The 9,560-nt window shown below is 38.3% G+C and carries 9 protein-coding genes, 1 pseudogene and 1 other annotated feature; of the genes and pseudogenes, 1 reads left to right on the top strand and 9 read right to left on the bottom strand.

Annotated features, from left to right (window positions below; genetic code table 11):
• Positions 1 to 562: 562 nt before the first annotated feature.
• Both GC093_RS22465 and GC093_RS22460 read right to left on the bottom strand, forming a co-directional pair.
• A pseudogene (locus tag GC093_RS22465) lies at positions 563 to 1,692 on the bottom strand (MFS transporter).
• A gap of 58 nt (positions 1,693 to 1,750) precedes the next feature.
• Positions 1,751 to 2,356, bottom strand: coding sequence for an aldo/keto reductase (locus GC093_RS22460; protein ID WP_171654154.1), 606 nt, complete (start codon positions 2,354 to 2,356; stop codon positions 1,751 to 1,753).
• Here GC093_RS22460 and GC093_RS22455 point away from each other — a divergent pair.
• Positions 2,249 to 2,611 (top strand): helix-turn-helix domain-containing protein, encoded by a 363-nt coding sequence (locus tag GC093_RS22455; RefSeq protein ID WP_171654153.1) that lies wholly within the window; start codon positions 2,249 to 2,251, stop codon positions 2,609 to 2,611. The genes GC093_RS22460 and GC093_RS22455 overlap by 108 nt on opposite strands.
• A gap of 34 nt (positions 2,612 to 2,645) precedes the next feature.
• Here GC093_RS22455 and GC093_RS22450 read toward each other — a convergent pair whose 3' ends face one another.
• The 7 genes from GC093_RS22450 to GC093_RS22420 all read right to left on the bottom strand — a co-directional run.
• On the bottom strand, positions 2,646 to 4,502 hold the full coding sequence (locus GC093_RS22450) for an ATP-binding protein (protein ID WP_171654152.1): 1,857 nt from the start codon (positions 4,500 to 4,502) through the stop codon (positions 2,646 to 2,648).
• A gap of 23 nt (positions 4,503 to 4,525) precedes the next feature.
• Positions 4,526 to 5,152 (bottom strand): Shedu anti-phage system protein SduA domain-containing protein, encoded by a 627-nt coding sequence (locus tag GC093_RS22445; protein WP_171654151.1) that lies wholly within the window; start codon positions 5,150 to 5,152, stop codon positions 4,526 to 4,528.
• Between the two features lie 66 nt (positions 5,153 to 5,218).
• Positions 5,219 to 5,365, bottom strand: a complete 147-nt coding sequence (locus tag GC093_RS22440; RefSeq protein ID WP_171654150.1) for a hypothetical protein — start codon at positions 5,363 to 5,365, stop codon at positions 5,219 to 5,221.
• Between the two features lie 472 nt (positions 5,366 to 5,837).
• Entirely contained in the window at positions 5,838 to 7,505 is a 1,668-nt protein-coding gene (locus GC093_RS22435; protein WP_171654149.1) for a glutamate--tRNA ligase, read from the bottom strand.
• Positions 7,506 to 7,559: 54 nt separating this feature from the next.
• Positions 7,560 to 7,795, bottom strand: a binding site (T-box leader).
• A 281-nt stretch (positions 7,796 to 8,076) separates the two neighbouring features.
• Complete coding sequence (locus tag GC093_RS22430) at positions 8,077 to 8,295, bottom strand: hypothetical protein (protein ID WP_171654148.1); 219 nt, start codon at positions 8,293 to 8,295, stop codon at positions 8,077 to 8,079.
• A 289-nt stretch (positions 8,296 to 8,584) separates the two neighbouring features.
• Positions 8,585 to 9,190 carry a pentapeptide repeat-containing protein gene (locus GC093_RS22425; RefSeq protein ID WP_171654147.1) on the bottom strand — a complete coding sequence of 202 codons (606 nt, stop codon included), beginning with the start codon at positions 9,188 to 9,190 and terminating at the stop codon, positions 8,585 to 8,587.
• 52 nt (positions 9,191 to 9,242) lie between these two features.
• Positions 9,243 to 9,560 (bottom strand): MarR family winged helix-turn-helix transcriptional regulator (locus tag GC093_RS22420; RefSeq protein WP_171654146.1); only part of this gene is annotated, 318 nt, incomplete at its 5' end.

Raw genomic sequence — 9,560 nt, 5'->3', positions numbered from 1 at the left:
CCCCAATTTTTTGGCATAAGTCTATAATACAACATTTATTGGGTTTAGAATTCGTTAAATCTCGTTTCCTCCGCTAAACTGCCCGATAGCTTAATCCATCCGCCAGTCTAATACTTTATTTTCTCACTCTGCAACAATATTTTCATTAACATGTGCAACTATACTTCGCGACAATGTAGGGAGAATTGCATTTTCAAATGACACAAATCTCTCTACATAAAAAATAAAAAGCCTGATTCCTCAAGCTTTTCTTTCAATTGAAGCTGGCTGCTTTCTCTTAACTCTCACTATACCTAGTCAATGCTATACTGCTTCACTCAGAGCTGCAGCAGCGTTTTCATCTTACACGGAAACAATCCTGCCTGCTCATCTAGGGACGTTTACGGTGATGTTTTCTTCTACTCCGAAAAACGGACAATGTTTATGTCGTGAGTTGAGAATGGGACAATGTTCTTGTCGTCGGTTCACGACATAAACATTGTCCCATTACAAAATAAAGCCGCATTATATGCGACCTTGAAACGGATAATGTTTGTGTCGTCCGACATTTCCACCACCACACTCATATCAACAAGCGTTTCACAAAAATGATGAACAACAAGAAGCAAATGAAAACCGATACCGCACTAACCATAAACATAACCTGATAGTTCATATAGTGGGAGACCTCCCCCAATATGATTGCACCCAATCCAATGCCGAGATCTGTTGCTGTCAGTATAGAAGCGTTCGCGACCCCTTTCGGTCCTGGCGGGCAAGGCGAATAGTAGCAGCTTGAAGAGCCGGTTGGGCAGAACCAAAACCAATACCGTAAAGTATCGCTTCAACAATCAATCCCAACATTCCGCTCGAGACACTCAAAATAATTAGTGCTACAATCGCTATGACAAGTGAAGGCACGATTACAAATGACTCTCAGTGTCGATCCGAAAGTTTTCCTGCTAGGGGACGAGTTAGAGCCAGGGTTGCGGCATAGGCAAGAAAAAATACGGCTGCATTCACTCCGATTGAGTCCGCGAACAACGCAATAAAAGCAGAAATGCCACCATACGCGATATACAGAAAGAATACCGTCACGGTGACAGGAAAAACCGATTTTTCAAAAAGCTCAATTCTCCGGGTTTCCCTTTGTGGTTGAAAAGGCATTTTTGCTGCAAAAGTCAATAGCAGCGCTACGGCAGAAAGAGCACCGGCAAATAGAAACATGAAGTGATATGAGAGATTCTCAATGACCCATAGTCCGTATAATGGCCCGATTGCCATCGCCAAGGTCATGGACAAACTAAACCACCCCATTCCTTCGCCACGACGAGCGTTCGGGATCATATCCGTTGTTGCAGTTATCATTGCGGTGGTGGAAAAAGCCCAACTCATCCCATGCAGTATTCGAAGACCCAGCAATGCGACAATTCCGCCGATCCAGCTATACATATACATCGCCAAAGTAAAAAGAATTAGACCGCAAACAATAAACGGTCGTCTGCCGAACTTATCCAAGAGTCCTCCAACAATCGGCCGAAGAACAACGGCGGACAGCATGAATACTCCTGTAGCCAGCCCCACATGCGCTTCGGTACCTCCGATCTGTTTAATAAATAGAGGAAGAGTTGGTGTCAGCGAGTAGAATGCTATGAATAGAAATAACATCCCTATAATCATGAAAACATATGATTTCGACCAAAGTCGATCCAGAGCCCATCCCTCCTTTCATAAAGCATTGCCGTTTCGCAGATTGTGGTCTTTAACTTCCTTATTTACTGGCTCTTTTTGCATAATCCGAACCTGCAGGGTAACGATCTCCAGATATCTCGATCTTCGAAAGTGCAGTGTTCAAATCACTTAATTCTGCAAAAGTCAGTTCAACGTTAACTGCAGCAAGATTTTCCTCAAGGCGCTCTAGTTTACGCGTACCAGGATTCGGTACGATCCACGGCTTTTGAGCGAGCACCCAAGCGAGAGAGATTTGAGCCGGTGTAACGTTCTTCTCTGAAGCAAACTTCTTGATTATGTCTACTAGAATCTGATTTGCTGCAAGATGTTCCGCTTGAAAGCGAGGCTGCTTGCTCCGAAAATCATCGCTGCTGAATGTTGAGTTTTTATCGATTGTACCAGTAAGGAATCCCTTTCCTAACGGGGCAAATGGCACAAAACCAATTCCAAGTTCTTCAAGTGTAGGCAGCAGTTCTTGTTCAGGGCCTCTCCACATCATTGAGTATTCGCTCTCAACTGCAGTGAGTGGCTGCACTGCATGTGCGCGGCGGATCGTCTCGACTCCTGCTTCGGAGAGTCCCCAGTGTTGGATCTTACCTTCTTTAATCAAGTCTTGAATGACTCCGGCCACCTCTTCAATTGGCACATTCGGTTACAAAGCTCATATATTGGTGGCGTTGAACGTGGGGAGCGTAATGTATCGTTAGAAACCCTTGAGAAGATCATTAAAGCACTGAATATGTCTTTCTCCGAGTTTTTTAGGTTTGGTGAGATTGTTCTTTCAAATAAGCTTTCGAAAGAAGAATTGATTGAGGTTTTTAGTGGAGAGTTACTGACAAAGGAAATTTCTGAGGTAAGAACGATATTTGAGATATACAACATAATTAAAAGCGGCAAGTAGTCACCATTCGTGATCTACTTGCCGCTTTTTTTGATTATATAATTTCGGTACTCGCTGCTACCTCAGCTATCAACATTCCTCTATTTAGTCTTTTAGAAATTTCTATAAACCAACTTTCTATTTCCATCTCTTTGTCAATTGCGCATAAATGCTCGTACGTCATAGTTGCCGCAACTTGATCATTGAGCCATTTCTTTATTTTGGATTCACCCATTTCCCCAATGTCACGAAGCATCTTAGGTACATCATCAAAGTCACCAAATGTGATATCTAGGCCCATTATGTTTTTTATACATTCTGGATGAATATAATTTTCCAGTTCTTTTTTTGAAGTAATAAAAGCAATTGACCCATCCTGCCTTTGATTAACACTGTTTGCAGAAAAGAGATACTTTGGTTCTGCTGGCGGCTCATAATCTCTATCATAGATATGTATCTCAATAGCTCCGAGATTCTTAAGGTATCGATGCTTAACCCAGTCTGCCAAAGTACTCCCCCCTAGTGGTAATACAGTTAATCTAGGGTCTAGAGTTAAGTCTGGCAAGGAGTTATCCTTTTGATGAATTACTTTGCTGATGTGTCTTAGAAAATTTACATCGTTTGAACCTTCAACACAAATTATTACAGGTGGAACTGGTTTGGAGATGTCCGGGGTTATACCAAGTGCTGATGCAACTTGATCGAAGACAAATTCTGTTTTTTCGAGAACAACTTTTCTACCAACGGGATCAACTGTTATATATCGCAAAGATTCAATTGGAATCTCTCCAGCTAATGCCGGTACATGAGTAGTAATCAAAACCTGGCAATTATCTTCATTTGAGAGCTCTAGCAACGTCTTTATAATTTTGAGTTGATTTGATGGATGTTGTGAAGTCTCGGGCTCCTCAATCGCATATATTACGGGAACAGCTGATTGACCTCTCTTTCTTTCTACTTCAGCTTTAAAAAAACTTAACAATATTAACCTTCTGACCCCACTACCTCTTTTATTAATTGGAATAGAATTATCACCAGTAAGAGTAAGCTTAAATAAGCTGTCCCATTTCGGATCATTTTTAAATTGTGGCAACAATTCGTTGGCTAGCGCAGGATCAAATCCTTGGAGATGTTGAAGCGTGCGAGTTGCAACTTCTTCGACGTTTCGTTTTATTTCTCCCACAATTTGATTAATTTCAGTTTCAACTTGCCTGATTGCTTCAGTTATTGCCAACTTCATTGGATCTTGAACTTCAGAATCATCGTCTTTACTTGGACGATCTGCTTGAAATAATGCGAATATCGGTAATTTAAGACTAAGAGTCTCCCAAATGCTTTTTCCATCTTCTTTGTTCAAGGGTATGTTTCGTTCAGAAAGCTGTAATTGACCATCGAAGTGGTTAAATATTGCTTTTCGTATAGATGAGCTTGATCTGAGGTCGATATGATTTTCATCAACGGACAGCTCTTTCATTCTTTTTTTTAGATCGGAAATTTTTAATTGCAGTAGATCGTTTAATTGAGTCTTCGTTGGGTGTATACATTTAATGTTGACACTTTCTTTTGGTGACTTGATTGAACAATCATATAATTTATGTATCTCCAGATTACCATCATTATTTAAAAGATATTCTTGAGATAAACTTGTTGTAGAGGTTGAATCTATAACAATTCTTTCCGGAACGTCTGTAAAAATGCAGCCAATTTGAACTAACTTACTACCACTATGAACACAGTAATCACTGGAATCAATTTTAACTACTTCGTTATTAAAAAAAATCTCCATCGCTTCGAGTATGGTAGATTTTCCAGCATCATTTACACCTATGAATGCAGTAAAATCAGACATTTCGATACGTATTTCTTCTTTATAAGACCTAAAGTTTTCTATAATTAGTGTTTTTAACTTCATATTGCCTCCGTTTGACCCTAAATTTAATATGTAGGCTTTCCTATAATATCCTTTGCTGTATCGTAAAGATTGTCGTAATGAAGTAAATCAATATTTTGCTCCTCTCTGATGCGCCGCTTAATACGATATGTTTTTTCATTAAAGTCTGTCCGACGACCACCGACAACCACATAATGAAAACGTGTCCTGTCAGGTTTGAGAAATTCTAGTGGTAGTGGTTGCTCTAAATTCTTGTATTTTAATAACGTTTCTTGAAATGAAGTGAAGTAAACCTCGAGCCAGTCCCCCCAATCTTTTACTTGACGAATTCCTTTTCTAAACACGTCACCTAATTCACCGTCAGCCATCGTTATTTTTCCGTATCTCGCCTCTAACTCAATGAAGATAAATTCGTACCCACCTGAATTTTTACCGATAATCAAGAAGTCAACTTGTAGCGTTGTACCCAACCTAAGCTCTGGAAATATGAAGGCTTCGTGATGTCCAAAGCTGTAATATTTCAGTATTGACGCAATTATGAAATATGCTTTATTCTCCCTTAACCAGTTTAAGACTGTACGCTCAGGCGTTCCCGGAGTATCCAGCATTTCAAGGTACATCTCTGCTAATTCATTAAGTTCAGTTTCATCCTTTAAGTCCTCTATATCCATATAATGGTTAGGGAACAAACTCATATAGTGCCGCACTGCTTTCGGGTATTCTCTAAATAAACTCTTTCACACCTTGATTAAGCTTAACGGTTTTACGATCTCTTGTTCCCTCAACGCTTTCCATTGATCCATCTCTTCAATTATAAGCTGAGTGTAGTCACGTCCATAAATACACATGGATATAATCCCCTCTTTTTCTACAAAATACATCATAATCAGTTTAGCACAAAAGGGGGAGTCACCCTCCTATTTTTATAGTATTTAAAGCTAAATCAGCAATGTTCTTATAGAAATAATAAAACAAAGATCCATTCAAAATAACAAAAATTATCTTGGATGAACCTTTGTTTATCGGGTGCCTATGATTAACAGCGCACCACTCCTCGATCTACTTCCCTATTTTCTTATCTTTATTGAGGAATCTCCTTGTATTGTGACACAATCCATATAAACTAACAGAAATACTAGCATTTTCTATAGTTTGTGTATGTGTAAGTTACATAGTATTTTATACATATGTCTGAAATTCGGATAAACCCTATGTCTAACAAGGTTTTTATTATTATTATTATATTATTTGGTGTCATACATTATAAAGTGAATTTCTTTTTATAGAAAAATAAGTTGTTCTTTTCCCTGTAAAAAAACGAAGCACATTTTTTCATGTGCTTCGTTTTTTTTATCTTTATTCTGAAGAAAATTTAATTAGTCTGTTTCTGACCCGATCATCACTCATCGTTTGGATGATGTCGTACAGATCCGGAGTATTTGCTCGACCTGTAAGAGTTATCCTTAGTATTGTTGCAACATCTCCGACGTGTCCTTGATAATCTTCAGGGTTTTTCTTAAAGAGTTTCATGTCTCTGGCGAATCCATGCTTTTCCGAAATATCCTTTACTTTTTCAAACCATTGTTCTCGGTCGTCATTTGAATCATAAACTTCTAAGTAATCATTAACGAGCTGTTTTGCTATGCCGTAAGGAATTGTTTTAGGGAGATCTCCCGTGGATCTACTTGTTGGAGAATCGATCATTTCGTCAAAAAAGTACACGAAAAATGATTTTACCTCGGACCATTTTGCAATGTCTTTACGCGGTTTATTTGATGATGAGCGTCCTATATTAAATATCCTTATTGAATAGTCTTTATCTTTAGTCAATAAATTATATAACTGAATATCGTATTTCTGGGCCCAGATGAGTACCCGATCTAATACTTCTTCTGCACTTAAACGCGAGACAAAGTCCTTGCTGATGTCGTTTAGCTTGTTTATATCAAACAAAGCACCGCTTACATTCATTTTACAGATGTCTACATTATAATTTGAATATGGTTGATCAGAGTGTTTCATTTTCCATTCTTCAAAACCGGAACTAATTAAAGTCATGAAATACTCGCAAATTGCTTCACTAGGATACCCTTCTTGTAGATAATATTTAGCTGCTGCATCAGGATCCTTTCTTTTGCTGAATTTCCTTTTGGAATCTCCATCCATTTTCATTATTGGAGCAATATGTCCATACTCAGGCTTCTTAAAAGAAAAAACTTCAAACAATTGAAGATGAATAGGAATTGATGAAAGCCATTCGTCCCCTCTTATCACATGGGTCGTTCCCATAAGAAAATCATCAATTACGTGGGCTAAATGATATGTTGGAATGCCATCAGATTTCATAATAACTATATCTTGGTGGTTTTCAGGCATAATAATATCACCTTTAACTAGATCTCTGTAAATGACCCTTCCTGTTATCTTGCCTGGCGATTTTAGTCTTATTACATATGGTTTTCCGTCATTAATTTCTTCTTTGACTTGGTCCAAGGTAAAGTTTCTATGCGCAGCCCACTGCCCGTAATAACCTGTAGTTACTTTTTGAGTTTGTTGAAAATCCCTAATGTTCTGTAGTTGGTTTGAATTGCAGAAACATGGATATGCAAGACCCTGTTTAATCAATTCCTTAATGAACACATTGTAGATATAGACCCTAGAACTTTGAGTGTACGGTCCATATTCCCCTGACTCATATTTCAATGTTGTTGGCCCTTCGTCAATATCAATACCGAATTGATTCAAGGCATCTATCATATCCGCTATGCTTCCATCCACCTCGCGTTTTTTGTCAGTATCCTCTACTCGTAAATAAAAAACACCATCACTTTGATGTGCTAATCTTTCAGAAATAAATGTAGCGTATAATGAGCCAATTGTGATGAAGCCGGTTGGGCTGGGAGCAAATCTAGTCACCATAGCTGATTTATCTAAAATTCTTGGCGGGTATTTGCTAAAAATTTCAATTGGAGATATTGTTACTTCAGGAAATAACAGATCAGCAAGCTCTGTATTGTAGCTCATTTTTAATCATTCCTTTCGTAGAGTTGTAATTATAAACAAAAAAACCTTTCATCCGCTAAGGACGAAAGGTTTATCTTCCGTGGTACCACCTAATTTGGTTGAGTAAATACAACCCACTTTTACACGCAAAAAGCGCATTTTCGCTAACGGGAAATCCCGACAGACTTACTCCCTTTTTCAGTCTGTTACTCAAAGGCTTCTTTCATCAAGTTCGAATACTCATGTTCCACCTATCATGAGCTCTCTGAAAATTCGAGGTCTTAATTACTCTTCCTTCTCATCGCATTTTACAATATATAGAAATTAATTTGATGTTAATACGTAGCGTTCTTCAAGTCAATCTGGCTGCTTTTGAAATTTTCCAAATTCAGTTTTTAACCAAGTCTGATTTTGATGAGCAATGTATTGTTCCATGCGTACTAACAAATAAACCAATTCGGGTTTCGTCAGCTGCATATAACGTTGTCTGACTCGATCTACGTCACGATCCTGCTTTATGTGCTTGAATGCCCCCAGATCATCATTTAAGGGCTTGTGGGACCTCTTCAATGGTTTATACAGCTTTGTAGTACTATGTCTGAAAAGTCGCGTTTCCTGTCGCTATCCCATCGAGGTAAATTGCTTTTATTTGATCCCAATCTTCTTCAAATGTACTGCGCAATAATAGTGGCATCATGTAATCTCCCTCTATAAAGTACAACCCATTCAATAATTCTTCATATTCATTAAATTTCCTTCTTTCCCCATTACCCAAGCCCACTTCATAGAAAAGCCTCTGGTGAACCGTCATCTTTCCTCATCGCATTTCAATAAACAAATAGTCAAAGCTAGCCACAGAAGGGGCATTCTGTATCTTACTTTGGCACTGGATCATTAACTCCTCAATTGATGAAGGAATATATCTATGTCGGATGACAAGAAATTGATTCAATAAATGACAAGAAACTGGTCATATAACTATTTTGATCCGAATCCCCATCACCATTAGAAAAAAGAAAGCCCCATGTGCGACCTTATACTAGTATCTCATTAAGCTATCGTTCTTCGTTAGTTTAACGAAGGATGAGACCGATAGTCATTTAATTCATTTTTGCACCGTGCGAAAGTGTAAACAACACTGCTTGCTCTGTATCCATTCGTAACCCCTTGAGTGTGAGGGATTTGAAATCCACACCATCCATTTTAGCTCCCCTTACATCGGCTCCCTGTAATTTCGCTCTAGCTAGCATTGTTCTCGTAAGATCACAATTTCTTAAGTCAGCTTTTTCTAAATTTGCTTCGGTTAAGTCAGATTCATAAAATTTAATTCCACGCAAATCTTGCTTAACCAGTCCGGCATTTCTCAAATTCGTATAAGACCAATCCCCTTGGAATATGGTGATTCCATCCATATTGGCACTGGAAAAATCTGAACCCGTCATTTTGCAGTTTTCAAACTTCGAAACAAATAGATTGGCTTCGGCAAAGTTACAATTCTCAAACGCAGATTCTTTATGAACGGAGCTATTTAACGAGGCACCCCGAAAATTACATTCAACAAAACGACAGTTCCTCGTTGTAATCTCCTCTAACGATCCGTTAGCAAATGTGCAACGATGAAAAGTGCAACTTATTAGCTCGCCATACCTCAAATCTTGATTACAAAAGTCTATTCCTTCATAATTTTGATTGATATGCTCAAACATGATACTCCTCCTTTCCCGATAGTTGATATATCAACTATCGGGTGTACGCAAATCATTTTTTCATATTATCTCGCATCTTAATTAGAAGCCTGCGTAATTCATTCATTTCTTCAAGTGAAAAACCTGTTTCAAGTACATCAATAGTTCCTGAAATACAAGGTATTACATTTATAGCTAAGCTCTTACCTTTATCTGTTAATGATACTTTAAAGTAACGACGATCATAACTATTAGTAATTCTGTGCATTATACCTTTAGTTTCAAGGCTCGCTATCATCCGAGTGATGCTTGATTTATCTTTTCTTAAGGTGAAAGCAATCTCACCTTGAGACAACCCATCCCGTTCATTGAGCAAAACAATTATAAAAGC

It is taken from the genome of Paenibacillus foliorum, assembly GCF_013141765.1.
Classification (GTDB): Bacteria; Bacillota; Bacilli; order Paenibacillales; family NBRC-103111; genus Paenibacillus_S; species Paenibacillus_S foliorum.
Note: the sequence above shows the minus strand (reverse complement) of the source record. Positions and strands in the feature narration are given on the sequence as shown.